Below are 26,725 nucleotides of genomic sequence, written 5' to 3'. Positions count from 1 at the left end.
CAGGTTTGATGGCGGGCTGCTGCCAAAAGCGTTCCCGTCAGCCGCGATAAAACCTGTCAAAACGGCCGATCAGGCCCTATATGGCCTTCAATCCCTGTTAAGAAGGCTCCCCTTCACCATCCTGCGGTGCCATCGTGGGGCCGAGACGATTCGCCAATGACCGAGCCGAGCAAATTGCCCCATCACGGCGTTCCCGAGCACCAGCCGGCGGCTGGCGGCATCGCCGCGCGTGCGCGGGCGGCGGCCGGTCCGCAATATCTGAACGGCCTCAATCCGGAGCAGCGCGAGGCGGTCGAGACGCTCGACGGTCCGGTGCTGGTGCTTGCCGGCGCCGGCACCGGCAAGACACGCGTCCTGACCACGCGCATCGCGCATATCCTGAGCCAGGGCCGCGCGCGGCCGCACGAAATCCTGTCGGTGACTTTCACCAACAAGGCGGCGCGCGAGATGAAGCTGCGGCTCGGCCAGATGCTCGGCCAGGCGGTCGAGGGCATGCCGTGGCTCGGCACCTTCCACTCGATCGGCGGCCGCATCCTGCGCATCCATGCCGAGCTGGTGCAGCTGAAATCCAACTTCACGGTGCTCGACGTCGACGACCAGGTGCGGCTGTTGAAGCAATTGCTGCAGGCCGAGAACATCGACGACAAGCGCTGGCCGGCGCGGATGCTGGCCGGCCTGATCGACGGCTGGAAGAACCGCGGCCTGTCGCCGTCGCAGGTGCCGGCGGGCGAAGCGGCCTCGTTCGGCAACGGCAAGGGCGGCAAGATCTACGCGACCTATCAGGAGCGGCTGAAGATCCTCAACGCGGCCGATTTCGGCGACCTGCTGCTCGAGAACATCCGCCTGTTCCGCGAAAATCCGGATGTGCTGCGGCAGTACCAGAACCGCTTCAGGTTCATCCTGGTCGACGAATATCAGGACACCAACGTCGCGCAGTATCTGTGGCTGCGCCTGCTGTCGCAGGCGCCGTCGCGGCCGGAGCGACGCCTTGCCGACGTCATTCCGGGAGCAACCAACGCGCCAGTCATTCCGGGGCGCCTCGAAGAGGCGAACCCGGAATCCCGAAGCAATGAGGACTCAACTCGAGATTCCGGGTTCGCACCTGGCGGTGCGCCCCGGAATGACGAGGAAAACGTCACCACGCAACAACCCCTCAAGAACATCTGCTGCGTCGGCGACGACGACCAGTCGATCTATGGCTGGCGCGGCGCCGAGGTCGACAACATCCTGCGCTTCGAGCACGATTTCCCCGGCGCCAAGGTCATCCGCCTCGAGCGCAATTACCGCTCCACCGGCCACATCCTGGCCGCGGCCTCGCATCTGATCGCGCATAATGAAGGCCGGCTCGGCAAGACGCTGCGCACCGAGGATGTCGACGGCGAGAAGGTCACCGTCACCGGCTCCTGGGATTCGGAAGAGGAAGCGCGCGCGATCGGCGAGGAACTCGAGGAACTGCAGCGCGCGGGCGAGAATCTCAACGACGTCGCCATCCTGGTGCGCGCCTCGTTCCAGATGCGCGAGTTCGAAGACCGCTTCGTCACGCTCGGCCTGCCCTACCGCGTGATCGGCGGCCCCAGATTCTACGAGCGCGCCGAAATCCGCGATGCGCTGGCCTATTTGCGCACCATCAATTCGCCGGCCGACGATCTCGCCTTCGAGCGCATCGTCAACGTACCCAAGCGGGGGCTCGGCGACGCCACCGTGCAGCTGCTGCACGACCATGCCCGCAAGCGCCGCATTCCGCTGTTCGAGGCGGCGCGCGCCGTGGTCGAGACCGACGAGCTGAAGCCGAAGGCGCGCGGGTCGTTGCGCGATCTCGTCATGCAGTTCGACCGCTGGCGCGCCCAGCGCGAGGTCACCTCGCATACCGAGCTCGCCGAGATCGTGCTCGACGAGAGCGGCTACACCGAGATGTGGCAGAAGGACCGCTCGGCGGATGCCGCCGGCCGGCTGGAGAACCTCAAGGAGCTGGTGCGTTCGATGGAGGAATTCGAGAACCTGCAAGGGTTTCTCGAACATATCTCGCTGGTGATGGACCGCGACGGCGAGGCCGGCGACGAGGCGGTGTCGCTGATGACTCTGCATTCGGCGAAGGGGCTGGAATTCGACAACGTGTTCCTGCCAGGCTGGGAGGAAGGCCTGTTTCCGAGCCAGCGCACGCTGGACGAACAGGGCCGCGCCGGGCTCGAGGAGGAGCGCCGCCTCGCCCATGTCGGGCTGACCCGCGCCCGCCGCCGCGCCAAGATCTATTTCGCCACCAACCGCCGCATCCATGGCACCTGGTCGACCACGATTCCCTCGCGCTTCCTCGACGAGCTGCCGGCGCACAATGTCGAAATCACCGAATCCAAGGGCGGATCGGGCTGGGGCGGCAGCGGCGGCTATGGCGCCTCGCGCTTCGACAACCTCGAATCATTCGGCTCGAGCTATTCGACCCCGGGCTGGCAGCGCGCCCAGGCCAACCGCAACCGCAGCGGCGGGGGCCGTAGCGGGAGCGGCTTCGAGGAGCGGCAATCCTCCTTTTCCTCCGAAAGCTTCAATCGCGCCAAGCGCGGCCCTGTAGTGATCGAAGGCGAGCTGGTGGCGAAGTCCACCGGCACGACGTCGGATTTTTCGCTGGACGACCGGGTATTTCACCAGAAATTCGGCTACGGCCATGTGGTGAAGATCGACGGCAACAAGCTGACCATCGCCTTCGAGAAGGCCGGCGAGAAGAAGGTGGTCGACAGCTTTGTGCAACGGGTGTGATATAGCGACCTTCTTTAGCGGCCTTCCCTGTTCGTAGCCCTTGACCCCAGTTGATTTCATGGGTTGAGATGGCCCCATGGTCCGGGGGAGGTTTTTCCTTTTTGTCATCGCGCTCACTGCGCCGTCGCTGGCGGTCGCGGAGACGATGAGCTTTGGCGATTCGGCAGCGCAACTGGCCAAGGCCTGCGGCGCCGACATCACCGCGAACTGCCGCGGCGTCAATCTCGACTCCAACCGCCTCAAGGAATGCCTGTCGCGCAACCGCGACGTGATATCGCCGCAGTGCAAGGAGAGCTACTTCTCCACCCTCGATGCGATCCAGAAGCGGATCGCGGCGCGCGTCACCGTTGCGAACGCCTGCACCCGCGAGATTGTCAAGGTTTGCGGCGGCTCGACCAAGGAGACCAGCAAGTCGGTGCCCTGCCTCGTCAGCGCCAAGGGCCTCAGCCGCAACTGCACCCAGGCGATCAATGACGCGGGGTATCAATGATGCGGCTGTCGAGGCGAGGCTTGCGCGATCCTGGCCTTTTGGCCCTGCTGGGCACGCTGGCTTTGCTGGCGATGCCGATTGTGCCGGCGCCGGCGCAGACCGCCATCACACGCGACGACGTCATCGCCAAGCTCAATCATTTTGAGACAGACGCCGAGATCGATGTCCCTGCGCTGCGCCAGCAGGTGGCCGAACGATCGAAGTCGCGATCGAAGAACGAGCCGCCGCCCTCGAAGCGGCCGCCGATCGCTCCAGATCTGACCAAGCTGCCGACGTTCAACGTCGACATCGCGTTCGACGTCGACACGCCGATCGTGCTGCCGGAATCGTATCAGACGGTCGGGCGGATCGCCGATGCGCTGACGCACTCCTCGCTGCTGCCTTACACCTTCCTGATCGTCGGCCACATCGAATCGACCGGACGACGCGAGAACAATGTGCTGCTGAGCCAGCGGCGCGCCGACGCGATCCGCGACATCCTGGTCAACACCTTCAAGATCACCGCGAAGCGCCTGCAATCGGTCGGGCTCGGCGAGGAGCAACTGCTCGATCCCGCTCGGCCCAACGGGCCGGTCAACAACCAGGTGCAGATCATGCTGGTCGCCAAGGTCGCCGACAGCGCGCCGCCCGCGCACCCAGCCCCGGCGGCCGCCGCCAAGAAGCCGGCGAAATCAGCCAAGAAGCACTAGCCTGATGCCGCTCACTTAACGCGGTAAGATTCGGACCATCATGTCCGGATTGCTTGGTTCTCGGAATTGCCATGTTGACCAACAGCCGCGATATCATTCGGCACCTGGAGCGAGAGGGATGGAGCCCCGTCCGCGTTGCCGGTTCTCACCACGTCTTCAAGACCCCCCGATCGGGCGAAACGCTGGTCGTTCCGCACCCCAAGAAGGACTTGGGAAAAGGCTTGGTGGTGCGTGCCATTTATAGGGGAGCGGGCTGGAAACCCGATTGAGGCACACCTTGGCTCACTACGTTGCCATCATTGAGGACGCCGGACCGGACTACGCCGTAGGCGTCTGGTTTCCGGACCTGCCCGGCTGCACATCCGCGGGCGATGATATCGACGAGGCTTTGCGCAATGCCCCTGAGGCGCTGGAGCTCTATGCCGAGGGCCTAAGGGGACGATGGACAGGAACTGCCCCGTCCCCGGACATTGACCGAGCTGAAGGCAGACCCCGAAGTCGCCGACGACCTGAAAACCTACATGGTCGCCTTGGTCGAACTGCCCGTCAGAGCGCACGCCGCGGAATAAATTTCTGCCCTGGCGGGCGATTGCAGAACGGATTGTCCGTCCCTATCTGCGCTTGACCCGCATCTTGCCCGCCCGGGCCCCAATCCGCGCGCGCCCTTCCCTCACGCTTTCGATCCTCCATGTCGCCGATCATTTCCGTATCCAATCTTTCAAAAACCTATGGCTCCGGCTTCAAGGCGCTGAAGGGCATCAATCTCGATATCGTCAAGGGCGAGATCTTCGCGCTGCTCGGGCCGAACGGCGCCGGCAAGACCACGCTGATCAGCATCATCTGCGGCATCGCCAATCCGAGCGAGGGCCGCATCACGATCGGCGGGCACGACATCATCGCCGACTACCGCGCGGCGCGGTCGATGATCGGGCTGGTTCCGCAGGAACTGCACACCGACGCGTTCGAGTCGGTCTGGGCGACCGTCAGCTTCAGCCGCGGCCTGTTCGGCAAGCCGAAGAACCCCGCCCATATCGAGAAGGTGCTGCGCGACCTGTCGCTGTGGGACAAGAAGGACGACAAGATCATCACGCTGTCCGGCGGCATGAAGCGCCGCGTGATGATCGCCAAGGCGCTGTCGCACGAACCGCAGATCCTGTTCCTCGACGAGCCGACCGCCGGCGTCGACGTCGAATTGCGCAAGGGCATGTGGGAGGTGGTCCGCACGCTGCAGGCTTCCGGCGTCACCATCATCCTGACCACGCACTACATCGAGGAAGCCGAGGAGATGGCCGACCGCATCGGCGTCATCAACAAGGGCGAGATCATCCTGATCGAGGACAAGGCGACCTTGATGCAGAAGCTCGGCAAGAAGGAGCTGACCCTGCAGTTGCAGAACAAGCTCGAGGCCATTCCCGATGTTCTGTCTGCCTACAATCTCGAATTGTCCGACGACGGCCGCACCGTGACCTACGACTACGATACCAAAGGCGACCGCACCGGCATCACCAGCCTGCTCAACGATCTCCGCAATGCCGGCATCCGCATCTCGGACCTCGATACCAAACAAAGCTCCCTCGAAGACATCTTCGTCAGCCTCGTGAGGGCGCCATGAACTACCGCGCAATCCGGGCCATCTACCTGTTCGAAATGGCGCGCACCTGGCGCACGCTGCTGCAGAGCATCGTCTCGCCGGTGGTGTCGACCTCGCTGTACTTTGTGGTGTTCGGCGCCGCGATCGGCTCGCGCATCACCGAGGTCGAGGGCGTCAGCTACGGCACCTTCATCGTGCCGGGGCTCGTGATGCTGTCGGTGCTGACCCAGAGCATCTCCAACGCCTCGTTCGGCATCTACTTCCCGAAATTCGTCGGCACGATCTACGAGATCCTGTCGGCGCCGATCTCCTATTTCGAGATCGTCATCGGCTATGTCGGCGCCGCCGCCACCAAGTCGATCATCCTCGGCCTGATCATCCTGGCGACGGCCGGGCTTTTCGTCCCCTTGCATATCCAGCATCCGGTGTGGATGCTGACGTTCCTGGTGCTGACGGCGGTCACCTTCAGCCTGTTCGGCTTCATCATCGGCATCTGGGCCGATGGCTTCGAGAAGCTGCAGATGATCCCGATGCTGGTGGTGACACCGCTGACCTTCCTCGGCGGCAGCTTCTATTCGGTGAACATGCTGCCGTCGGGCTGGCGCACCATTACGCTGCTCAATCCCGTGGTCTATTTGATCTCCGGCTTCCGCTGGAGCTTCTACGAGATCGCCGATGTCAGCGTGCCGCTGAGCCTCGGCATGACCGTGGGATTCCTCGTGGCCTGCATGGCCATCGTGGCGTGGATATTCAGGACCGGCTACCGGCTGAAGAACTGACTTGCAAGCAAGTCATTCCGGGGCGCGCCTCAGCGCGAACCTCAGATGCGCAATTGCGCATCGGGGAATCTCGCGCCGTCACTTCGAGATTCCGGGTTCATGCTTCGCATGCCCCGGAATGACCCTCGCCCGTAGCCCGGATGGAACGAAGCGCAATCCGGGACCTTTATCGCCAAGCCTGCAGAACCCGGATTTCGCTTCGCTCCATCCGGGCTACAGGTTCTTCAACGATCAATAGCAGTGGAAATGGCCGTGGCGGTAATAGCCGCGGCAGCGGTGGCCACGGCGGTAACCGCGATCGGGGATGCCGAACACGCCCTTGACCGCGCCCATGGCGCCACCGACACCGGCGCCGACGGCGCCGCCAACCACGCCGCCCACCGGGCCTGCGACCCGATTGCCCTCATAGGCGCCCTCATGAGCGCCGCGGACGATGCCCTGGGCATGGCTTGCATGGGGGACTGCGACCAGCGTCAAAGCGAGGGCTGCGGCCGCAAGCAGGAGCCGCGCGGAGAGGCCGGCTGGGACGACGGCCGCGGTCTTCACCTTGGTGTTGTTCATCTGGATTCCTTGATGCGCGGCGCGAACGCGCCGCCGGGGATTTGTGAAACGCCCATGCGGCCAAATGGTTGCGTGTCGGAGACCGATTGGGCCGTCGTCGCGGCCTGCTCGCGAAAAAGTCAGCCCGCCGTGACTGGCAGGCCCGGCTTCGGCCTTGTTTGCGCCGCGCGCGGGATTAACCATGGCGATTGATCACAGCCTTGGCCCGCCACTGGAACCAAGTTCGGATTCCGTGCATATTGATTGCCGGGGACGGAGAGCCGCGGCTTCGCGAGCAGGCCTGGAGGCCAAAGGTAAAATGCGTTCGTTCCTCATTGCGTTCACGTCCGTGATGTTCTTCACCGCCGGCGCCGCACAGGCCAAGGTCGATATCACCATCGACAAGGACAACCAGCAGATGACCGTCGCGGTCGACGGCGTCGCGCGCTATCACTGGCCGGTCTCGACCGGCATCCCGTCGCGCGAAACGCCGAACGGCAGTTTCCGCGCCTTCCGCATGGAAGAGGATCACTATTCCAAGGAATTCGACGACGCGCCGATGCCGCACTCGATCTTCTTCACCAAGATCGGGCACGCGATTCACGGCACCGACTCGGTGAGCCGCCTCGGCACGCCGGCCTCGCATGGCTGCGTGCGGCTGTCGCGCGACAACGCAACCACGCTTTACTCGCTGGTCCAGAAGGAAGGCGTGCTCAACACCACCGTGACGCTGACCGGCTCGTCGCAGGTCGCGCTGGCGCGCAATCCGCGTGGGCGCAATGGCACCGCCGTCGCCCGCCGCGCGCCGCAGCAATATGACGAGCAGTACGGCACCGCCGCCGCCGGCGATCCGGTCGTGCTGACGCCGCAGCCGCGAGACTATCCGGCGCAGGCCCGCACCGACGACGGCTACATCTATCCGGCCGACGGCAGCTCGACCGATCGCCGCTATCCGGCACCGCCGTCAAGCCGCCGCGTCTACGATGCGCAGGCCTATGGCCAGCAGCAGCAGTATTACGGCAATCAGGGCTACGCGCCGGCGCCGCAGGGCTACTACCAGCCGCGCCCCGCCTATCAGCCGCGCGGCTTCTACGGCAACACCTATCAGGACTAGTGTGCTGAATGCGAAGTTCGTGCGATTTCGCGGCAGCCACTTTCACGAACTTCGCATTCATAAAGCACACTAGAATCATAAGTTTGCTAGTGTCCTTATCGAATCCGAAGTTCGCTCCGAAGGTGCGGCAAATGATGCGAACTTCGGATTCGGGACACTAGAGCGTTTTCGAGCGAAGTAGGCGCCGGTTCGCATCAAGAAAACGCGTCAAAAGAAATCTGCCGCGCGCTCCTCGTCCGCTGACGGCGCCGCAGGCAGCGCGCCGTCAGTTCACGCTCCCCTCACCCGCTTGTGACCGTCGCAAAGGCCGCCCGTCATCGTGCGCCGTGGCCCGTCGTCGCGTCGTCATCTGATTGTAAAACTAGCCCGATATTCGGCGGCACAAGCGCCCGCCTGGCCCCTGGAGGCCGATTCACGCGGCATGCCCGATGAAATCAGGGCGAGAAGCGCGGGTCACGTAGGCAAGATCAGAGGTCGACATGAAACGGGGCATCATTGTCCTTTGCCTGTGCATCGTGGCGATGGCCGCTTATTTCACGACGGACAGATGGGCCATCCGTCACACGACGCTGACGTTCCACGACGTTCTGCGCGACGACCGCGACGTCACGGTCGAGGTCGCGGTGCGCCGCGACCGGCAAATGCAGGCAATGGCCGAGATGATCGAGCTGCCGGTCGCGATCCTGAGCCACGGCAACACCGTCAAGAACACCGAGTACTCGTTCCTCACCAATTTGTTCGCGTCGCGCGGATACCTCGTGATCAGCATTCAGCATGATCTCGACACCGACGCGCCGATGGTTACCAAGGTCGGCGAGGAATATGTCGGCCGCCGCATGCAGTACAATCGCGGCGTCTTCAACATCATGTATGCGATCGACGAGCTCAAGAAGGTCTATCCGAACGCAAACTATCGCCAGCTGACGTTGATCGGCCATTCCAACGGCGGCGACATCTCGATGTTCTTCGCCAAGCAGCATCCCGACCTGGTCAAGAAGGTCGTCACGCTGGACAATCTGCGCGTCCCCTTCATCACCGACGGCAGGATCAAGATCCTCTCGTTCCGCTCCAGGGATCCGGTGTTCAAGGCCGATCCCGGCGTCGTGCCGGACGACGAGACCTGTGCCAGACTCGGCATCAAGGTGGTCAGAACCGAATTCCAGCACAACGATCTCAGCGACCGCGGCCCGGACAGCGCGAAATCGTCGATCCAGGCCGGCGTGGAGCAATTCCTCGACGAGGATGCCGGCCAGAGTACGCCGACGATGCCGCTGCTCGCTGCCTCGACTCCCGCCTCCGCGGGTGCGGCGCCGCCAGAGAACAAATAGTCGCGTCGCGCTGAAGGCGAGCTGGCGCTCTCCGTCGGACAGCTCTCCGTTCCGATTGGATCGGAACGGAGCTCCAGCTTCTTGCTTTGACTCTAGGCGCGCGCGTGGCGATAGCCGGTGGCAACGAGCCAGATTGCGGAAAGCAGGAAATAGAACGCGCCGAAGCCCGCATAGGGAGCGACGTCGAGAATGGTCGGCGCAACGGTGCCGATGGACTGGCTGATCATGTAGCCGCCGGCGAGTGCCGACTGTGCGCCACTGAGGATCATCGCCCATTGCGCACCATAATGACGCCAGCGCCTGACGCCGGTGTACAATTGCAGCACGCCCGCGAGGATCGCCCAAACCCCGAACACGGCCAGGACGGCATAGCTGCTGTGGCTGAGCGCCACGATCACGGCGAGCGTCGTGATCGCGCTGACCGCGACATTCAGGGCCTGGGATGGGTTGGCCTTCAGCCCGCCATTGACCCGGGCATCAGCCAGATTGGCGATGCCGTCCCACGCCGGGTAGATCACGAACAGAAGCGCGGCAGGGCCGGCTTGGCCGCTGAACAGAACGGCGGCGGCGACCCAGGCGACCGAGAAGATGGCGCGCCCGAGATAATAGGATCGCAGCCAGGTGGATTGCGTCGAAAGGTGGCTTTGCATTGACAGGGCTCCTTGCTTGTCTTCCTACTAGTAGGTAGCTGTCGAGTTCCAGTCAATCTGGCGCTCGGACGCCCCGTGTGGAGAGGAAGGCCTTGATTTATCTTGTGGATTTACCTACTGGAAGGTAGGCATGACGTGAACGTGATGATTTCGACTTCTGAAAAAATTCTCGACGTCGCGCAGCCCCTCATCGTCGCGGGGGGCTATAACGGCTTCAGCTATGCCGACATCTCCGATGCCATCGGCATCCGGAAGGCGAGCATCCACCATCACTTCCCGACCAAGGCCGAGCTGGTCTCGGCGCTGGTGGATCGCTACCGGCAGCAGACCGAGCTGGGCCTGAAGTCGCTTCGGGAGCAATTCGCAAGCCCGGCCGACCAACTGCAGGCTTACGTGAACTTCTGGCAGGCGTGCATCGGCGATGCCTCGCTGCCGTTCTGCGTCTGCGCGATGCTTGCCGGCGAGATGCCGATGCTGCCGGACGAGGTCGCATCGCGCGTCCGCGCCCATTTCCATCATCTTGCGGGATGGCTCAGCACGGTGCTGCGGGCCGGCGCGGAGCAGCATCTGTTCCGGCTGGACAAGCGGCCGGACGAGGAGGCCCAGATGCTGATGGCATCGGTTCATGGGGCAATGCTCTCGGCGAGGGCTTTCGACGATCCCGGAATGTTTGCCGCGATCGTCAAGCCCCAGCTCGCCAGACTGCTGGTATCCGATCGCTAGAGAATTATCGCGCGGAAGCCGCCGCGATTGGCTCGGCTTGCAGGTCCTACTGCTCGCCGTCGCGCAGGCGGCGGTACACCGCGCCCAGCACGTTCGAATAGTCGTCGGTCCAGACCCGCTGCTTCTCGTCGGCTTCGGTCTCGGTCCAGACGTCAGACGATGCGAGCTTGCCGACGTCTTCCTCCTCGCGCGCGGAGACCACGACCGAGGTCGAGAAGATGTACTCGTTGTCGCGGCCGGAATCCTCGCTGTAGACCCAGCTCTTCATGTCGTTGGCGTCGGCAATGCCGACCACGACGCTGGCAAGTTCGAGGTGACGGTTGGAGACGTGCATCACGACGGCGCCCTGCGGGGCCAGCTTCTCCTTGTAGATCGCCATCGCCTCCTCGGTCGCGAGATGGATCGGGATCGCGTCGGACGAATAGGCGTCGACGATGATCAGATCGTAGGCACCGTCCGGCTCCTTGGCGAAGGTCAGCCGCGCGTCGCCGATGACAGGCTTGAGGTTCGGCTCGCAGTTCTGGATGTAGGTGAAGTATTTCGGATCGCGCGCGGTATCGACCATCGACTGGTCGATCTCGAAGAAGCGCCAGTCCTCGCCGGGGGCCGACGCGCAGGTCAGCGTCCCCGAACCGAGCCCGATCACCGCCACCTTCAGCGGCGCGCCCTTGCGCTCGCGGATCGCTGATATCGCCCGCCCGATGCCGCCGTCCTTGTGATAGTAGCTGATCGGTTCGGGCTTTCCGGCGACCGGCGTGCCGTCATCGTTCTTGAACTTCTCGGCGCCATGGATCGTGGTGCCATGCATCAGCACGTGGTACTGCCCGTTCGGCGTCACCACGATCTTGTGCACGCCGAAGAAGCTGCGCACGGTTTCGACGCGGCCGTCGTCGGATGGATAGGCACGCAGCACCACCAGCGCGACCACGACGGTGGCGAAGATCTTCCAGCGATTGGCGTTCAGCGCGAGCGCCAGCAGCGCCGAGAGCACGCCGACCGCGCCGATCACCCAGACCCGGTGCACGTCGAACCAGTTGAAGATGTCGCCGGCCGAATGGCTCGGCGCGATCAGCGCCACCGCCAGCACCGCGAGGAACGGCCAGTACCAGGCGCTCCAGCGCGGCAGCCGCTCCGCGCCGCCGGGCGGACGGCATAGCGCCGCGAGCGCCAGCAGGATCGGATATTCGGCGACCCACGAGAAAGTAAAAGGCGCAATAAGCCCCGCGAACAGGCCGCCGACCATGCCGCCGAACGACAGCGCGACGTAGAAGCCGGTGAGATACTTCGCCGCCGGGCGGGTGCGCGCGAGCTCGCCATGACAGGCCATCGCGATGACGAAGAAGCAGAGCTGATGGCCGCCGAGCGTGAGCAGCAGGTTCTGCTCGCCGCCGACCGCAAGCAGGATCACGACGCCGGCAATCGCCAGCGGCTGCGCCCGCAGTATCCATTTGTGCGGCAATAGCGGCCGCGACTGGAACACCAGCACCCAGGTCAAGAGATACAGCGACAGCGGCAGCACCCACAGCAAGGGCGCGGCGGCGACGTCGGTCGAGATATGCGCCGTCACCGCGATCAAGAGGCCGGACGGCACCGCGGCGAGGAAGATCCAGCGCGCCCGCAGCGGCCAGGACGGCGCCGGCGCATTGGCGTCATCGACCTGCATGTCGAGCGCGGCGGCATTGGCCGGCGACCGCAACAGCAGCATGCCGCAACTCGCGATCAGAACGATCAGCAGACCATAACCACCGGTCCAGATCAGGTTCTGGGTGCGCAACGTGAACATCGGCTCGAGCAGCACCGGATAGGACAAGAGCGCGAGGAAGCTGCCGATGTTCGAGGATGCGTAGAGGAAATACGGATCGGGACCATTGGGATGTCCGGTGCGCACGAACCAGGCCTGCAGCAGCGGATTGTTGGCGGCGAGCGCGAAGAACGGCAGGCCGATCGAAACCGCGAACAGGCCGAGCAGCCAGATCGCATAGCCGGACGTCGGCGGCTCGCCCCAGCCGCTCCTGATCGCCAGCGGCAAGGTCAGCAACGCGACGACGAGCAGCACCAGATGCACCACGACCGGCGCAATACGGCCGTTCAGCTTCATCAAGAGATGCGCATAGGCGTAGCCGCCGAGCAGCAGCGACTGGAAGAACACCATCGCCACCGACCACACCGCCGGCGAGCCGCCGAGCCGCGGCAGCACCATCTTGGTGAACAGCGGCTGCACCGAGAACAGCAACAGGGCACTGACGAAGATCGCGGCGGTGTAGACAACCAGCACCAGCCGGTTGCGCGAGGCGGTCGGCTCAGACGTCATGAAAGCTCCGGCATGGACCCGGCGGGCGCCGGAGGCGGACAGTCCGGTGGCACTCCACCGGAGGATTTCAGTTGAGCATACGGCACTATCACGGACAAGAAACGGCGGTCACGCGGACTTGACGACGCGGCGCTGCGGCGCCACAGCACATGCTCTAATCACTGCTTCTTGAAGCGGACATGAACGAAACAGACGTCGTCATCATCGGTGCGGGGCACAACGGCCTCACCTGCGCGGCCTATCTTGCGATGGCCGGGCTGCGCGTGAAGGTCGTGGAACGCCGCAAGGTGGTCGGCGGCGCCGCGGTCACCGAAGAATTTTGCCCGGGCTTCCGCAATTCGGTCGCCGCCTACACGGTGAGCCTGCTCAATCCGCAGATCATGTCTGACCTGAAACTTGCCGATCACGGCCTCAGGATTGTCGAGCGGCGCGCGCAGAACTTCCTCCCCGCGCCCGACGGCAGCTATTTGCTGACGGGCGAAGGCCGAACCCAGGAGTCGGTCGAAAAGCTCAGCCGCAAGGACGCCGCCACAATCGACGCTTTCTCAGGGGAACTCGAAGCCATCGCCGACGTGCTCCGGCAGTTCGTGCTGCGCGCACCGCCGAACCTCGTCGAGGGCTTTGGCATCAGCGCGATCAGCGAGGCCTTCAACGCGCTCGGCACCGCCAACATCCTGCGCCGGCTGTCGCTGGAACAGCAGCGCAATCTGCTCGACCTGTTCACGCGATCGGCCGGTGAGATGCTCGACGAGCGATTCGAGAACGACCTCGTCAAGGCGCTGTTCGGCTTCGATGCCATCGTAGGCAATTATGCCAGCCCCTACGCGGCCGGCTCGGCCTATGTGATGCTGCATCATGCGTTCGGCGAGGTGAACGGCAAGAAGGGCGTCTGGGGCCACGCGATCGGCGGCATGGGTGCGATCACCCAGGCGATGGCGCGTGCCGCGCGCAGCCATGGCGTCGAGATCGAAACCGATGCTGCCGTCCGCGAGGTGATCGTCGAGAAGGAGCGCGCCGTCGGCGTCATCCTCGACAATGACAAGACCGTGCGCGCCAAATACGTCGTCTCGAACGTCAATCCGAAGCTGCTGTACACACGCCTGGTGCCGGAGGGCGCATTGGCGCCCGAGTTTCGCGCGCGCATCTCCCGATGGCGGAACGGGTCCGGCACGTTCAGGATGAATGTGGCGCTAAGTGCCCTGCCCTCGTTCACCGCGCTGCCCGGTCCCGGCGATCACCTCACGGCGGGGATCATCATCGCTCCGAGCCTCGGCTACATGGATCGCGCCTGGCACGATGCGCGCGAATTCGGCTGGAGCCGCGCCCCGGTCGTCGAGGTGCTGATCCCCTCGACGCTCGACGACAGCCTGAGCCCGCCGGGCCAGCATGTCGCGAGCCTGTTCTGCCAGCACGTCGCGCCGCAACTACCCGACGGCAGAACGTGGGACGATCATCGCGAAGAGGTCGCCGATCTGATGATCGCAACCGTCGACCACTACGCGCCCGGGTTCGCAGGCAGCGTGATCGGCCGACAGATCCTGTCGCCGCTCGACCTCGAGCGGCAATTCGGCCTGCTCGGCGGCGACATCTTTCACGGCGCGCTGACATTGAACCAATTGTTCTCGGCACGGCCGATGCTCGGCCATGCCGACTATCGCGGACCGCTGAAGGGTCTCTACCATTGCGGTTCCGGCGCCCATCCCGGCGGCGGCGTCACCGGCGCCCCCGGCCACAATGCCGCGCGGGCCATCCTGGCCGACCATCGCGCGCTGTTCTCGTAGACGACACACCGCGCGCCGCGGGACAAGCTGTGGACAGGCGTGTTGAGAAGCTGTGGGTCTGCGGTGGACAGCGGCCTTGTCTCAAGACGGGATAACCGGTGGACGTCGCTGTGGACCGGCTGTGCGACCGACGCTGACAATCCCGGGAGAACGCTGTTGACGTCTTGTCGACAAGCTGCGTGTGGCTCTGTGGACAACCGGCCAAAAAGAAACACCGGGCGACATGTCGCCCGGTGTTTCCCTGAGAACGCCGTTCGAGAAATTACTTCAGCGAGCCGCTGATCGAGTTGAAGGTCCCGCTCAGTGCCGTGCCGACGCCATTCACCGCAGCGATGATGGCGATGGCGATACCGGTTGCGATCAGTCCGTATTCGATGGCGGTCGCGCCGGATTCATTCCGCAAAAACTTAACGATAAAAGCCTTCATTGCAGCCCTGCCCTTGGTTGTGATGCCTTGGAACGAAGGGTGTTCCCAGTTCCGCCACCGTAGTAGTACGGCAACATCTAAGGTTGTCTGAACCGGGAACCTCTCAATTCTCGCGATATTCGATTGAATCCGGCTTGAAATTTTAACAAAAACCGCGCTACCGGCCTCCGATGACCCCGTCCACACACCGCGCCAGCGTCACCCTTCCAGATGAATCGACCGCAAAGCGCGTGGTAGACGCGCTTTCCGAGCTGTTTTTCGAGGATCAGGCGGCGTTTGCGGCCTTCGAGCGGCCGGATGGCCGCTGGGACGTCACCGTCCATTTTGCCGAGCCGCCGGACCAAAATTTACTGCGCGAGCTGGTTGGCCAAGTGGTGCGGCGGGATGTCGCATCTACTTTAGTTTTTGATACCGTGGAGGCCAAGGACTGGGTCAAGGCCAGCCTGGAGGATCTTGTCCCGGTCGCCGCCGGCCGCTTTATCGTCCACGGCCAGCATGACCGGCACCGGATACCCCCCAACAAGCTCGGGATCGAGATCGAGGCGGCGCTGGCCTTCGGCACCGGCCATCACGGCACCACCCGCGGCTGCCTGCTGCTGCTCGACCACGTGCTGAAAGCGTATCAGCCCCGCCGCGTGCTGGATCTCGGCACCGGGACCGGCGTGTTGGCGATCGCCGCCGCCAAGGCGCTGCACGGCAAGGTGCTGGCGAGCGACATCGACCCGCCGTCGGTCAGGGTCGCCGAGGAGAATGCCCGGCTGAACGGCGCAGGCGATCTGGTGGACGTGATCCGCGCCACCGGCTTTGCCGCTCCGCGCTTTGCCGAGGACGGTCCGTTCGACCTGGTGCTCGCCAACATCCTCGCCAATCCGCTGCGGCAGCTGGCCGGCCCGATGGCGCGCCACCTCGCCTCGTCGGCGCAGGTCATTCTCTCGGGCCTGCTGACGCACCAGGCGCCGGCGGTCATCGCCGCCTACCGCGCCCGCGGGCTGGTGCCGCTGCGGCATCTGAAGATCGAGGGCTGGAGCAGCCTGTTGCTGCGTTTCGTGAAGTGACCGCGACCGGCAGACAGTGCGGCGACTGCACGCTCTGCTGCAAGGTGATGGCGATCGAGGAACTGGCCAAGCCCGCCAACACGTGGTGCCCGCATTGCAAGCCGGGGCGCGGCTGCCGGATCTATCCGGGCCGGCCGGCGGAATGCCGCTCGTTCAGCTGCGTCTGGCTGGCGAACGAGCTGCTCGAGGAGCACTGGAAGCCTTCCAGGTCGAAGCTCGTCCTGACCACGTCGGAAGATGGTCTTGAGGTCAGATGCGATCCGGGCTTCCCCGACGCCTGGCGCAAAGAGCCGTTTCGCAACGAGCTCAGGGAATGGGCGATCTCCGGCGAGACGCTCGACATGACCGTCGTCGTGATCGCCGGCCAGCGCATGACGCTCGTGACGCCCGAGCGCGAATTCGATCTCGGCATCGTCGGCCCCGATGAGCGGATCGTGCGCGAGCTCGAGGACGGCAAGGTCGTCAATGTGACCGTGGCGAAGGCATCTGATCTGGCACGGTAGCCGCGATCCGTGGGTTGTTTATTCGGGCGCTGGCGAATCGCTACGGATGGTCTCGACCTTGTCCTGACCGGCCGCGCGCTTGGCGCGCGCCTCAACCAGGCGTTCCAGCATTTGGACGATGACGCCGCGCTGCTTCTGTTCGACCGGCGCGATCGGGCCGCGGCGGACCGGCGGCGAGATCTTCTCAAACGTGAATGCAGGCATCGTGCATCTCCTCACCGTTGAGTTGAGACACTCCTGGACACTCCCCGTACGCTTGACCGTTGACGTGCAGTGGACATCGTCCGGCCAATTCCACTATGCCATATTCAAGCATAAGTTATGCCAAAAATATGGTCATGCTTGACCGCGCTCGCGCGAAGGTCATGCTCCATCTGAAGAGAGTGCGACGGCGATGTTCGAAGCCCATTTCCAGACGTTCGAAGAGCCTGAAGGCGGCGTGGCGCTGACTGCCCGCTTGAGCGCGCTGCGCGAGGAGCTGGCGCGGCGCAAGCTGACCGGATTCGTGGTTCCGCGCGCCGACCAGCAGCAAAATGAATATGTCGCGGCCTCCGAGGAACGGCTCGCTTGGCTGACCGGCTTCACCGGATCGGCCGGGCTCGCGATCGTGCTGAGCAAGGAGGCCGCCCTGTTCGTCGACGGCCGCTACACGCTGCAGGCCGGCAAGCAGGTCGACCGCAAGGCCTGGCAGGTCGAGCCGCTGGTCGATCCGCCGCCGGAGCACTGGCTGACCCGGCATCTGGCGGCCGGCGACCGCCTAGGATTTGACCCCTGGCTGCACACTTCTGCGGCAGCCGAACGACTGGCAGCGGCCTGCGCCAAGGCCGGCGCGGAACTGGTCGCCGTCGACAGCAATCCGCTCGATGCGATCTGGCACGAGCGGCCGGCACCGCCGCTCGGCCCGGTTACGATCCACGGCGCGCAGTTTTCCGGGGAGATCGAAGCCGAGAAGCTCAAGCGCATCCGCCTCGAGATCAACAAGCTCGGCGTCGACGCGCTGGTGCTGTCCGACAGCCACGCGGTGGCCTGGACCTTCAACATCCGCGGCGCCGACGTCTCGCATACGCCGCTGCCGCTGTCCTATGCGCTGGTACCGAAGGAAGGCCGGCCGCTGGTGTTCATCGATCAGCGCAAGCTGTCCAACTCGACACGCGACCATCTCGAGCAATCGGCCGATGTCGAGCAGCCCGCGGCGCTGGCGGCAAAACTCACCGAGCTCGCCAAGCGCGGCGCCTCGATCGCGCTCGACAGCGCGACGGCGGCCGATGCCTTGAGCCGCCTGATCGCGGGTGCCGGCGGCAAGCCGGTGCGCGGCAGCGATCCGGTCAGCCTCTTGAAGGCGGTCAAGAACGTCACCGAGATCGAGGGCACGCGCACGGCGCATCAGCGCGACGCGGTGGCGCTGGTGCGTTTCCTCGCCTGGATCGATCGCGAGGCGCCCTCCGGCAGCCTCACCGAGATCGATACCGTCGAGGCGCTGGAGACGTTCCGCCGCCAGACCGGCGCGCTGAAAGACGTCTCCTTCCCGACCATCGCCGGCACCGGGCCGAACGGCGCCATCGTGCACTACCGCGTGACGCGCAAGAGCAACCGCCGCATCGAGCCCGGCGACCTCCTGCTGATCGATTCCGGCGCGCAATATGAGGACGGCACCACCGACGTCACCCGCACCATCGCAATCGGCAAGCCGACCGACGAGATGCGCGACCGCTTCACCCGCGTGCTGCGCGGCCATATCGCGATCGCCCGCGCGATCTTCCCCGACGGCACCACCGGCGCGCAGCTCGACACGCTGGCGCGGCAATATCTCTGGCAGGCCGGGATCGATTTCGAGCACGGCACCGGCCACGGCGTCGGCAGCTATCTCAGCGTCCATGAAGGGCCGGCGCGGATTTCCAAGCTCGGCACCACGCCGCTGAAGCGCGGCATGATCCTGTCGAACGAGCCCGGCTACTACAAGACCGACGCCTACGGCATAAGGATCGAGAACCTCGAGCTCGTGATCGGCACCGACATTGCCGGCGCCGAGAAGCCGATCAATGCATTCGAGACGCTGACGCTGGCGCCGATCGATCGCCGTCTGATCGAGGTCAGCTTGCTGAGCCCGGACGAACTGGCCTGGCTCAACGACTACCACGCCCGCGTCGCGCAGGTGGTGCGCCCGCATCTCGACGACAACGCCACCAAGCTGTGGCTGGACGAGGCAACGGCGGCGCTGAAGTAGCGGCGCGCCCCGGCATCCGCACACTCGACGTCGTCCCCCCAACGCTCTGTGTCATCCCCCGCGAAAGCGGGGGATCCAGTACGCCGCGGCCTCTCAATTCAAATACGCCTGCCTCTGGAGTACTGGGTCCCCGCTTTCGCCGAGGACAACAGCGGAATTCGCAGCTGACGACAGTACATTTATTGCGCGGGACGAAACATCGTCGCAGCGTCTCCTGAATTCGCATGGGCGTATGCCGAAACGCCCGTATTCCGCGCGGACAGGCGCGCTACAGTCCTTTCACAATGCTGGATCGGACCTGAATGCACGGCGTGATGGGCAAGCCGCCCGGCGCGGCCAAAGACAACATCGCGACATCGAAGGTCATGCTGCTGATGCTCGTCGTGATGACGGGCGTGGCGCCGATCTCGCTCTACATGCTGGTGCCGGCGCTGCCGGTGCTGGCGACCACCTTCGGCCGCGACATCTCTATCGCGCAGATGACCGTGTCGCTCTACATGGTCGGCATCGCGCTTTCACAGCTGATCATGGGGCCGCTGTCCGACAGGTTCGGCCGTCGGCCGGTGCTGCTCGCGGGCCTCGGCCTGATGGTCGTGGCCGGCGTCGGCTCGGTGTTCGCCGAGACCCTGCCGCAACTGATCGCGGCGCGCTTCTTCCAGGCGCTCGGCGGCGCCAGCGGCATGGTGATCAGCCGTGCCATCATCCGCGATCTCTATCCGCGCGAGCGGGTCGGCGCCATGATCAGCCTCGTCGTCGCCGCATTGATGATCGCGCAGATGGTGAGCCCGCTGACCGGCGGCCTGCTGGAGACCGCATTCGGCTGGCGCGCGATCCTCTATCTCATCACCGCGGCGTCGCTGATCACCACGATCTTCATCGCGCTGGCGCTGCCGGAAACCCGCCGCGACCGCGCCGAGAGCAGCAGCTTTCGCGGCGACCTCGGCAAGCTGATGACGAGCCGCGCCTTCGTCGGCTATCTATTGTGCCAGGTATTGGCGTCGCAGATCATCTTCGCCTTCGCCGGCGGCGGCCCTTACATCGTGGTGACCCAGATGGGCCGGACCAGCGCCGAGTATGGCGCGTGGTTCGCGATGACGGGGTTCGGCTACTTCGTCGGCAATCTCTTGTGCGTGCGCTTCGCGCCGCGGCACTCGCTGGAGAAACTGATCTGGTTCGGCCTCGCGCTGCAGGTCGGCGGCAGCCTGCTGAACCTGGTCTGGAGTTTTACCGGAGTAAACCAGGCCCCGCTCTGGCTGTTCGGCACCCAGATGATCGTGATGATCGCCAACGCCTTCGTGATGGCCAATTCGGCCGCCGGCGCCATCAGCATCCGGCCCGAAGCCGCCGGCACCGCCTCGGGCGCCATGGGGTTCCTGCAGCAGGGCATCGGCTCGCTGATCTCGCAATTCGGCGCCTATCTCGGCGGCCACTCCACCACGACGCTGCCGCTGACCGCGGCGATCTTCGCGATCTCGATCGCCTGCGCCTGCACCATGATCTTCGTCGTGCCGCGGCGGAAGGTGGTGGTGAGCGAAGAGCTGATCGCGCAGGCCGAGGAGGATGAGCAGGGGATGATGTGAACAGTTTGTCATTCCGGGGCGATGCGCAGCATCGAACCCGGAATCTCGAGATTCCGGGTTCGCCTCTTCGAGGCGCCCCGGAATGACGGACAACCCTACTCCCCGATCAGCTTCAGCCACTCGTCCTCGGTGAGCACCTGGACGCCGTGCTTCTGCGCTTCGGCAAGCTTCGAGCCGGCGCCCGGCCCCGCGACGACATAGTCGGTCTTCTTCGACACCGAGCCGGCCGCCTTGGCGCCCAGCCGCTCGGCCCTCGCCTTGGCCTCGTCACGTGTCATCTTTTCGAGCGATCCGGTGAACACCACGGTCTTGCCGGCCACCGCCGAATTGCTCTTCGGCTTCTCGGCGTCGATGATCTCGTCGAGCTCTCCGGTCAGCCGCTCGACGATGCCGCGATTGTGGCTCTCGCCGAAATAGTCGGCGATGCTCTTGATCACGGTGTCGCCGATCTGGTCGAGCGCATCCATCTCCGCCATCGCTTCCTCGTCGCCCTTGGCGACCTTGAGGCAGGCATCGTGGAACGCGTCCCAGGAGCCATAGCCGCGCGCCAGTGCCAGCGCGGTGGTCTCGCCGACATGGCGCATGCCGAGTGCGTAGATGAAGCGCTCCAGGCCAATCCTGCGGCGGCTGTCGATCGCGGCGAACAGATTGCGCACCGAGGTCTCACCGTAGCCTTCGATGTCCTCCAGCTTCAGCTTCGCGTTGCGCTTTTGCAGCGTGAAGATATCAGCCGGCTCCTTGACCCATCCCTCGTCGAAGAAATATTGCAACTGCTTCACGCCGAGACCGTCGATGTCGAAGGCGCGGCGCGACACGAACAGAATGAGGTGTTCGACCTTCTGGAACGGACAGGCGAACTCGCCGGTGCAGCGGGCGCGCGAGCCCTCCTCGCCGGCCGCGGTCTCCTCGCGCACCACGTCGGTGTGCAGCGGGCACGGGCATTTCTTCGGGAAGTGGAATTCCTTCGCGCTCTTCGGCCGCTTGTCGATCACGACGTCGACGACCTGCGGGATCACGTCGCCGGCGCGCTGGATCACCACGGTGTCGCCGATCCTGATGTCGCGTCCCTCGCGCAGCACCTCGCCCTTGTTGCCGATGCCCTTGATGTAGTCCTCATTGTGCAGCGTGACGTTCTGCACGATCACGCCGCCGACACCGACCGGCTCGAGCTTGCCGACCGGCGTGAATGAGCCGGTGCGCCCGACCTGGATCTCGATGTCGCGCAGCACCGTCATGGCGCGCTCGGCCGGGAATTTGTGCGCGATCGCCCAGCGCGGCGTGCGCGACACGAAGCCGAGCCGCTCCTGCCAGTCTATGCGATCAACCTTGTAGACGACGCCGTCGATGTCGTAGTCGAGCTCGGCGCGCTGCTCCTCGATCTTGCGATGGAACGCAATCAGCTCCTCGACCGAGTGGCACAATTTGGTCAGCGGATTGGTCTTGAAGCCGCACCGCTCGAACCAGTGGATCATGCCGGTCTGGGTATCCTCCGGCATCGCGCTCATCTCGCCCCAGGCGTAGGCGAAGAAGCCGAGCGGCCGCGAGGCAGTGATTGTGGGATCTTTCTGCCGCAGCGAACCGGCCGCCGAATTGCGCGGATTGGCGAAGATGGTGTCGCCGGCCGCCTTCTGCCGCTCGTTCAGCGCGAGGAACGCCTTCTTGGTCATATAGACCTCGCCGCGCACCTCGCAATTGTCGGGCACGTTGCGGCCCTTCAGCTTCTGCGGCACGTCCTCGAGCGTGCGGATGTTGGCGGTGACGTCCTCGCCCTCGGCGCCGTCGCCGCGGGTTGCCGCGGTGACGAGCTCGCCGCCCTCGTAGCGCAGCGACATCGAGAGCCCGTCGATCTTCGGCTCGGCCGAGAAATCGATCTTGTCATCCGGCAACTTGAGGAAGCGCGTGATGCGTCCAACGAAGTCGACCACGTCGGCTTCCGCGAACGCGTTGTCGAGCGACAGCATCGGCAGCGAATGACGAACCTTCCTGAAGCGCCCCGACGGCGCGGCGCCGACCTTCTGCGACGGCGATTCCGCGGTGACGAATTCAGGGAAGCGTTTCTCGATCGCATTGTAGCGCTGCCGCAGCGCGTCGTATTCGGCGTCGGTGACGCTCGGCGCATCGTCCTGATAGTAGCGCTTGTCGTGACCTTCGAGCTCGAGCGCAAGGCGCATCAACTCGACCTTGGCCTGGGGCTTGGTGAGCTTGTCGACGTCGACCAGCGCTTTCTTGGCTTTGGTGGCCATCGGCGAACTAACTCGCCGCCCGGAGCAGCCGTTCCGCGGCCGCCCTCGCCTCCGCGGTGATCTCGGCGCCGGCCAGCATGCGCGCGATCTCCTCGCGGCGGTGGTCGGCGGCGAGCGCGTTGACGCGGGTGGCAACCCGCTTGCCCTTGTCGAGCGCGTCCTTGGAGATCAGGAGATGCTGGCTGGCGCGGGCGGCAACCTGCGGCGCGTGCGTCACCGCCATCACCTGCACCTTGCCGGCGAGGCGCGCCAGCCGCGAGCCGATCGCATCGGCCACCGCGCCGCCGACGCCGGTGTCGATTTCGTCGAACACCAAGGTCGGCGCCGAGCCGCGATCGGCCAGCACGACCTTCAGCGCCAGCAGGAAGCGCGACAGTTCGCCGCCGGAGGCGACCTTCATCATCGGCCCCGGCTTGGTGCCCGGATTGGTCTGCACCCAGAACTCGACACGGTCGATGCCCTGGGGCCCCGGCGCGGCCGCGTTGCTCTCGACCTGGGTCATGAACTTCGCGCGCTCGAGCTTGAGCGGCGCAAGCTCGGCGTTGACGGCCTTGTTGAGCTTCTCGGCGGCCTTGGTGCGCGCCGCCGACAGTTTGGCGGCAGCCGCCGCATAGCGCTTGTCGGCTTCACTGGCGGTCGCTTCCAGCTTCTTCAGCTGGTCGGCGCCGGCATCGATCAGCGCGACGTCGCCGGCATATTGCGCCGCCAGCGCGGCCAGCAGATCGACCGGCGTCGAATATTTGCGCGAGGCGGCGCGCAGCGCGAACAGCCGCTCCTCGATGCGCTCCAGCTCGGCCGGATCGAAATCGGTCGCCGCCAGCGCGGCGTTGAGGTGCTGGTCGGCTTCTTCCAGCGCGTTGATCGCAATATCGATCGCCTTGACCGCGGGCTCGATCAGCGCAGGCGCATTGGCGGCGCGCCGCTCCAGCCGCCGGACCGCGGCCGACAGCGACGCCACCGGCGAATGCGAGCCGCCGATCGCCTCCTGCGCCTCGCGCAGATCGGTTGCGATCTTCTCGCCCTGCATCATGGTGGTGCGGCGACCCGCGAGCTCGGTCTCCTCGCCTTCCTTCGGCGCCAGCGTCTTCAATTCCTGCGAGGCATGGCGCAGATAGTCGGCCTCGCGCGCGGCGCGCTCCATGCCGGCGCGATGCTCGTCGAGATCGGCATTGGCGGTCCGCCTGATATCCCACAGCGCTTCCAGCGCCGCGACGTCCTTCTCGTGTCCGGCGAAGGCGTCGAGCAGCTGGCGATGGGTGGAGGCGTCGACCAGCGCGCGCTCGTCATGCTGGCCGTGGATCTCGACCAGCGCGGCGCCGACCGCCTTCAGGGTCTGCACGCTGATCGCCTGATCGTTGATGAAGGCGCGGGTGCGGCCGTCGGCGAGTTGCACGCGGCGCAGGATCATCTCACCGGTGTCGTCGAGGCCATTCTCGGCCAGGATCCCGGCCGCCGGATGCCCCTTCGGGACGTCGAACATGGCGGTGACCTGCCCCTGTTCGGCGCCGTGGCGCACCAGTCCGGCATCGCCGCGGCCGCCGAGCGCCAGCGCAAAGGCATCGAGCAGGATGGATTTGCCTGCGCCGGTTTCGCCGGTCAGCACCGCGAGGCCACGGGAAAATTCGATATCGAGCCGTTCGATCAGGACGATGTCACGGATCGACAGACGCGCCAGCATGCGAGGACAATTCCTAGCCGAGACCTATCTTCTTGAAGGTCCTGCTGATCCAGGAACCCTGATTCTCGCTCGGCTCGAGACCGCCGGACTTTACTAGATTATATGCGTCCTTGTACCAGCGGCTGTCTGGAAAATTGTGGCCGAGCACCGCGGCCGCGGTCTGCGCCTCGCCGGCGATGCCGATCGCCATGTAGGCCTCGGTGAGGCGGTACAGCGCCTCCTCGACGTGGCGCGTGGTCTGGTACTGCGTGACCACGGTCTTGAAGCGGTTGATCGCGGCGGTGAAGTCGCGCTTGCCCATGTAATAGCGCCCGACCGCCATTTCCTTGCCGGCGAGCTGGTCGCGCGCAGCCTGGATCTTGGACTTGGCCTGGGTGGCGTATTCCGAGGTCGGATATTTGCGCACCACCTCTTCGAGCGCCGCGATCGCCTTCTCGGTGCGGCTCTGGTCGCGCGAGATGTCCGGGATCTGGTCGAAATGCGAGGCCGCGATCAGGTACTGGGCGTAGGACGCGTCCGGGCTGCCGGGATGCAGCGTGACGTAGCGGGTGGCAGAGCCGATGCAGCTGTCGTAGTCGCCCGCCTGGTAGAACGAATAGGCCGACATCAAGAGCGACTTGCGCGCCCAGTCGGAATAGGGATGCTGACGGTCGACTTCCTCGAACTTCTTCGAGGCGGCCTTCAGGTCCTTCTTCTCGTTCATCATGTACAAGCCCTCATTGTAGAGCTTGTCCGCGGGCTCATCGACGAACGTGTCGTCCTTGGCCATGAACTTGTCCCACAGCGCGCCGGTGCCGCAGCCGCTGAGCGGCATGGCCAGCACGATCAGGCCCGCCGCAAAACGCAGCGTGCGCGCGGCCTTGGTCAGGCCGGAGACGTCAGAAGAATTGCGTGATTCGAGCGCCATACGCATTGCCGACATGAATTTTAGAACCTGACGCCTTTGATGCGGTTAACGGCGACCCCACTCCACCCATGAACCGCGGTCATGGATGTAATATTTCCAGTGCCTTGACTGCCGTTACTCGCAACCGCAGGCCTGCTTAGCCGAAAAATGACCGTGGACCAACCGAATACGGAGCCATTCCGCCGGGAATAAGGCGACCCGACGAAGCTCACAGCCTGCTGTGGTTATTACGGAAATTGGGCCCGACCGGCCAGGCGATCAGGACTTGGGCGATCAGGACACGTCCGGGCCATAGGCCGGGGCGACGAGGCCGCCCACGGTGCCTGCACCGGCTTCGACATGGCCACGGGCCGGTCGCCGAGCCGTCTCCGATTCGACCACCCGCCAGGCGCTGCGGTCGGCAAGCAGCGCCTTCAGCACCGCGTTGTTGAGCTTGTGGCCACCCCGTACCGAACGGTAGCTGCCGAGCAGCGGCAGGCCGGCCAGCGCCAGATCGCCGATCACGTCGAGCACCTTGTGGCGGGCGCATTCGTCGGCGTAGCGCAGGCCCTCGGCGTTGAGCAGACGGGCCTCGTCGAACACCACGGTATTGTCGAAGGACGCGCCGAGCGCGAAGCCTGCACCCCACAGCCGCGCCACGTCGCTCATGCAGCCGAACGTGCGGGCCCGCGCGACCTCGCGGCGGAAACCTTCCGGCGACAGATCGAAGGTGAAGGTCTGGCGGCCAATCACCTGGTTGGTGAAATCGATCTCGACTTCGGTGCGGAACCCGCCGGCGAACGGACGCAGTTCGCCAACCGATTCGCCGATCTTGACCTGCACCGGCTTCAAAACCTGGATGAAGCGGCGGACACCGGGCTGGGTCACAATGCCGGCCTGATCGACGGCCGCGACGAACGCTGCAGCGCTGCCGTCCATGATCGGAACTTCGGCGCCATCGACTTCAATGGTGGCGTTGTCGACGCCCATGCCGCGCAGCGCCGCGAGCACGTGCTCGGCGGTGGAAACCAGCGGCCCTTCGCGGTCACCCAGCACCGTCGCGAACTCGGTCGCGATCACCGCATCGGCGGTGGCCACGACTTCGCGGTCGGAACCGTCGAGACCGGTGCGGACAAAAATAAAACCCGCATCAACAGGTGCAGGTCCCAGGGTGAGACTGACAGGAAGACCGGAATGAACGCCTACGCCAGTCACGGTGGCTTGCGACCGAAGCGTTGTTTGACGGCTGAACTTCATTCGATAATGCCCACTACCGACTTCACTCAATTCAAGTGGCCAAATTTCCCCAAGGCCGACTCGCTTGAGCTCCCCAAGTCACGGCAGACCATAGTCACGGCCCTAAACCGCGCCAACTCACGCTTCTT

The 26,725-nt window shown here is 64.8% G+C and carries 23 protein-coding genes and 1 pseudogene; 15 read left to right on the top strand and 9 right to left on the bottom strand.

From position 1 onward, the window contains the following. The first annotated feature begins 156 nt into the window (after positions 1-156). From QA635_RS13640 to QA635_RS13610, 7 genes and pseudogenes are all read left to right on the top strand, one after another. Positions 157-2,748, top strand: a complete 2,592-nt coding sequence (locus QA635_RS13640; protein WP_283069643.1) for an ATP-dependent helicase — start codon at positions 157-159, stop codon at positions 2,746-2,748. Between the two features lie 76 nt (positions 2,749-2,824). Further along, positions 2,825-3,238 carry a hypothetical protein gene (locus QA635_RS13635; protein WP_057015016.1) on the top strand — a complete coding sequence of 138 codons (414 nt, stop codon included), beginning with the start codon at positions 2,825-2,827 and terminating at the stop codon, positions 3,236-3,238. Next, positions 3,235-3,927, top strand: a complete 693-nt coding sequence (locus QA635_RS13630) for an OmpA family protein (protein WP_425249152.1) — start codon at positions 3,235-3,237, stop codon at positions 3,925-3,927. The genes QA635_RS13635 and QA635_RS13630 overlap by 4 nt, the downstream gene beginning before the upstream one ends. A 71-nt stretch (positions 3,928-3,998) precedes the next feature. Further along, positions 3,999-4,196, top strand: a complete 198-nt coding sequence (locus QA635_RS13625; RefSeq protein WP_283069641.1) for a type II toxin-antitoxin system HicA family toxin — start codon at positions 3,999-4,001, stop codon at positions 4,194-4,196. Between the two features lie 8 nt (positions 4,197-4,204). Next, positions 4,205-4,496 (top strand): annotated as a pseudogene (locus QA635_RS13620) (type II toxin-antitoxin system HicB family antitoxin). Positions 4,497-4,615: 119 nt separating this feature from the next. Continuing rightward, the gene (locus QA635_RS13615; RefSeq protein ID WP_018273008.1) at positions 4,616-5,539 is read left to right on the top strand and encodes an ABC transporter ATP-binding protein; all 924 of its coding nucleotides are present in this window, start codon (positions 4,616-4,618) and stop codon (positions 5,537-5,539) included. After that, positions 5,536-6,297 carry an ABC transporter permease gene (locus QA635_RS13610; RefSeq protein ID WP_028342160.1) on the top strand — a complete coding sequence of 254 codons (762 nt, stop codon included), beginning with the start codon at positions 5,536-5,538 and terminating at the stop codon, positions 6,295-6,297. The genes QA635_RS13615 and QA635_RS13610 overlap by 4 nt, the downstream gene beginning before the upstream one ends. A 231-nt stretch (positions 6,298-6,528) precedes the next feature. Here QA635_RS13610 and QA635_RS13605 read toward each other — a convergent pair whose 3' ends face one another. Further along, positions 6,529-6,858 carry a hypothetical protein gene (locus QA635_RS13605; protein WP_028342161.1) on the bottom strand — a complete coding sequence of 110 codons (330 nt, stop codon included), beginning with the start codon at positions 6,856-6,858 and terminating at the stop codon, positions 6,529-6,531. A gap of 298 nt (positions 6,859-7,156) precedes the next feature. Here QA635_RS13605 and QA635_RS13600 point away from each other — a divergent pair, with 298 nt between their 5' ends. Together QA635_RS13600 and QA635_RS13595 are read left to right on the top strand one after the other, a co-directional pair. Continuing rightward, a complete protein-coding gene (locus QA635_RS13600) occupies positions 7,157-7,951 on the top strand; it encodes a L,D-transpeptidase (protein ID WP_283069635.1) in 795 nt (264 codons plus the stop codon). Positions 7,952-8,430: 479 nt separating this feature from the next. Further along, a complete protein-coding gene (locus QA635_RS13595) occupies positions 8,431-9,279 on the top strand; it encodes an alpha/beta fold hydrolase (protein WP_283069634.1) in 849 nt (282 codons plus the stop codon). Positions 9,280-9,371: 92 nt separating this feature from the next. On the opposite strand, the gene QA635_RS13590 is transcribed toward QA635_RS13595, so the two are convergent. Continuing rightward, positions 9,372-9,929, bottom strand: a complete 558-nt coding sequence (locus tag QA635_RS13590) for a DUF308 domain-containing protein (RefSeq protein ID WP_283069632.1) — start codon at positions 9,927-9,929, stop codon at positions 9,372-9,374. 135 nt (positions 9,930-10,064) lie between these two features. On the opposite strand from QA635_RS13590, the gene QA635_RS13585 reads away from it, so the two are divergent. Further along, the gene (locus QA635_RS13585) at positions 10,065-10,652 is read left to right on the top strand and encodes a TetR/AcrR family transcriptional regulator (RefSeq protein WP_283069631.1); all 588 of its coding nucleotides are present in this window, start codon (positions 10,065-10,067) and stop codon (positions 10,650-10,652) included. Positions 10,653-10,698: 46 nt separating this feature from the next. Here the strand turns inward: QA635_RS13585 and QA635_RS13580 are convergent, their stop codons facing one another. Continuing rightward, the gene (locus QA635_RS13580; protein WP_283069629.1) at positions 10,699-12,963 is read right to left on the bottom strand and encodes a spermidine synthase; all 2,265 of its coding nucleotides are present in this window, start codon (positions 12,961-12,963) and stop codon (positions 10,699-10,701) included. A 179-nt stretch (positions 12,964-13,142) separates the two neighbouring features. On the opposite strand from QA635_RS13580, the gene QA635_RS13575 reads away from it, so the two are divergent. After that, positions 13,143-14,744: a phytoene desaturase family protein gene (locus QA635_RS13575; protein ID WP_283069628.1), complete on the top strand. Its 1,602-nt coding sequence runs from the start codon at positions 13,143-13,145 to the stop codon at positions 14,742-14,744. Positions 14,745-15,006: 262 nt separating this feature from the next. On the opposite strand, the gene QA635_RS13570 is transcribed toward QA635_RS13575, so the two are convergent. Beyond that, a complete protein-coding gene (locus QA635_RS13570; protein WP_016841571.1) occupies positions 15,007-15,171 on the bottom strand; it encodes a Flp family type IVb pilin in 165 nt (54 codons plus the stop codon). 170 nt (positions 15,172-15,341) lie between these two features. On the opposite strand from QA635_RS13570, the gene QA635_RS13565 reads away from it, so the two are divergent. Continuing rightward, entirely contained in the window at positions 15,342-16,226 is an 885-nt protein-coding gene (locus tag QA635_RS13565; protein ID WP_283069625.1) for a 50S ribosomal protein L11 methyltransferase, read from the top strand. Next, positions 16,223-16,729 (top strand): hypothetical protein, encoded by a 507-nt coding sequence (locus QA635_RS13560; RefSeq protein ID WP_283069623.1) that lies wholly within the window; start codon positions 16,223-16,225, stop codon positions 16,727-16,729. Before QA635_RS13565 ends, QA635_RS13560 begins: the two co-directional genes overlap by 4 nt. Before the next feature lie 18 nt (positions 16,730-16,747). On the opposite strand, the gene QA635_RS13555 is transcribed toward QA635_RS13560, so the two are convergent. Then, positions 16,748-16,933, bottom strand: a complete 186-nt coding sequence (locus tag QA635_RS13555; protein WP_225162859.1) for a hypothetical protein — start codon at positions 16,931-16,933, stop codon at positions 16,748-16,750. A gap of 190 nt (positions 16,934-17,123) precedes the next feature. Here QA635_RS13555 and QA635_RS13550 point away from each other — a divergent pair, with 190 nt between their 5' ends. After that, entirely contained in the window at positions 17,124-18,953 is a 1,830-nt protein-coding gene (locus QA635_RS13550) for an aminopeptidase P family protein (protein ID WP_283069621.1), read from the top strand. Positions 18,954-19,255: 302 nt separating this feature from the next. Then, entirely contained in the window at positions 19,256-20,533 is a 1,278-nt protein-coding gene (locus QA635_RS13545) for a multidrug effflux MFS transporter (protein ID WP_076824142.1), read from the top strand. Between the two features lie 95 nt (positions 20,534-20,628). Here the strand turns inward: QA635_RS13545 and ligA are convergent, their stop codons facing one another. The 4 genes from ligA to lpxC all read right to left on the bottom strand — a co-directional run bounded on the left by ligA (position 20,629) and on the right by lpxC (position 26,597). Further along, positions 20,629-22,776 (bottom strand): NAD-dependent DNA ligase LigA, encoded by a 2,148-nt coding sequence (gene ligA, locus QA635_RS13540; RefSeq protein ID WP_283069618.1) that lies wholly within the window; start codon positions 22,774-22,776, stop codon positions 20,629-20,631. A gap of 7 nt (positions 22,777-22,783) precedes the next feature. Continuing rightward, positions 22,784-24,454 carry a DNA repair protein RecN gene (gene recN, locus QA635_RS13535; protein ID WP_283069617.1) on the bottom strand — a complete coding sequence of 557 codons (1,671 nt, stop codon included), beginning with the start codon at positions 24,452-24,454 and terminating at the stop codon, positions 22,784-22,786. A 13-nt stretch (positions 24,455-24,467) separates the two neighbouring features. Beyond that, positions 24,468-25,376 (bottom strand): outer membrane protein assembly factor BamD, encoded by a 909-nt coding sequence (locus tag QA635_RS13530; protein ID WP_028332540.1) that lies wholly within the window; start codon positions 25,374-25,376, stop codon positions 24,468-24,470. A 258-nt stretch (positions 25,377-25,634) separates the two neighbouring features. Further along, entirely contained in the window at positions 25,635-26,597 is a 963-nt protein-coding gene (gene lpxC / locus QA635_RS13525; protein ID WP_283069615.1) for a UDP-3-O-acyl-N-acetylglucosamine deacetylase, read from the bottom strand. Between the last annotated feature and the right edge of the window lie 128 nt (positions 26,598-26,725).

Source organism: Bradyrhizobium brasilense, assembly GCF_029714345.1.
Taxonomy (GTDB): domain Bacteria; phylum Pseudomonadota; class Alphaproteobacteria; order Rhizobiales; family Xanthobacteraceae; genus Bradyrhizobium; species Bradyrhizobium australafricanum.
Note: the sequence above shows the minus strand (reverse complement) of the source record. Positions and strands in the feature narration are given on the sequence as shown.

Bases quoted from the DNA above. Each gene is read 5' to 3' on its own strand.
- QA635_RS13640 (WP_283069643.1), top strand. From the start codon at position 157: ATGACCGAGCCGAGCAAATTGCCCCATCACGGCGTTCCCGAGCACCAG.
- QA635_RS13635 (WP_057015016.1), top strand. From the start codon at position 2,825: ATGGTCCGGGGGAGGTTTTTCCTTTTTGTCATCGCGCTCACTGCGCCG.
- QA635_RS13630 (WP_425249152.1), top strand. From the start codon at position 3,235: ATGATGCGGCTGTCGAGGCGAGGCTTGCGCGATCCTGGCCTTTTGGCC.
- QA635_RS13625 (WP_283069641.1), top strand. From the start codon at position 3,999: ATGTTGACCAACAGCCGCGATATCATTCGGCACCTGGAGCGAGAGGGA.
- QA635_RS13615 (WP_018273008.1), top strand. From the start codon at position 4,616: ATGTCGCCGATCATTTCCGTATCCAATCTTTCAAAAACCTATGGCTCC.
- QA635_RS13610 (WP_028342160.1), top strand. From the start codon at position 5,536: ATGAACTACCGCGCAATCCGGGCCATCTACCTGTTCGAAATGGCGCGC.
- QA635_RS13605 (WP_028342161.1), bottom strand. From the start codon at position 6,858: ATGAACAACACCAAGGTGAAGACCGCGGCCGTCGTCCCAGCCGGCCTC.
- QA635_RS13600 (WP_283069635.1), top strand. From the start codon at position 7,157: ATGCGTTCGTTCCTCATTGCGTTCACGTCCGTGATGTTCTTCACCGCC.
- QA635_RS13595 (WP_283069634.1), top strand. From the start codon at position 8,431: ATGAAACGGGGCATCATTGTCCTTTGCCTGTGCATCGTGGCGATGGCC.
- QA635_RS13590 (WP_283069632.1), bottom strand. From the start codon at position 9,929: ATGCAAAGCCACCTTTCGACGCAATCCACCTGGCTGCGATCCTATTAT.
- QA635_RS13580 (WP_283069629.1), bottom strand. From the start codon at position 12,963: ATGACGTCTGAGCCGACCGCCTCGCGCAACCGGCTGGTGCTGGTTGTC.
- QA635_RS13575 (WP_283069628.1), top strand. From the start codon at position 13,143: ATGAACGAAACAGACGTCGTCATCATCGGTGCGGGGCACAACGGCCTC.
- QA635_RS13570 (WP_016841571.1), bottom strand. From the start codon at position 15,171: ATGAAGGCTTTTATCGTTAAGTTTTTGCGGAATGAATCCGGCGCGACC.
- QA635_RS13565 (WP_283069625.1), top strand. From the start codon at position 15,342: ATGACCCCGTCCACACACCGCGCCAGCGTCACCCTTCCAGATGAATCG.
- QA635_RS13555 (WP_225162859.1), bottom strand. From the start codon at position 16,933: ATGCCTGCATTCACGTTTGAGAAGATCTCGCCGCCGGTCCGCCGCGGC.
- QA635_RS13550 (WP_283069621.1), top strand. From the start codon at position 17,124: ATGTTCGAAGCCCATTTCCAGACGTTCGAAGAGCCTGAAGGCGGCGTG.
- QA635_RS13545 (WP_076824142.1), top strand. From the start codon at position 19,256: ATGCACGGCGTGATGGGCAAGCCGCCCGGCGCGGCCAAAGACAACATC.
- ligA (WP_283069618.1), bottom strand. From the start codon at position 22,776: ATGGCCACCAAAGCCAAGAAAGCGCTGGTCGACGTCGACAAGCTCACC.
- recN (WP_283069617.1), bottom strand. From the start codon at position 24,454: ATGCTGGCGCGTCTGTCGATCCGTGACATCGTCCTGATCGAACGGCTC.
- QA635_RS13530 (WP_028332540.1), bottom strand. From the start codon at position 25,376: ATGTCGGCAATGCGTATGGCGCTCGAATCACGCAATTCTTCTGACGTC.
- lpxC (WP_283069615.1), bottom strand. From the start codon at position 26,597: ATGAAGTTCAGCCGTCAAACAACGCTTCGGTCGCAAGCCACCGTGACT.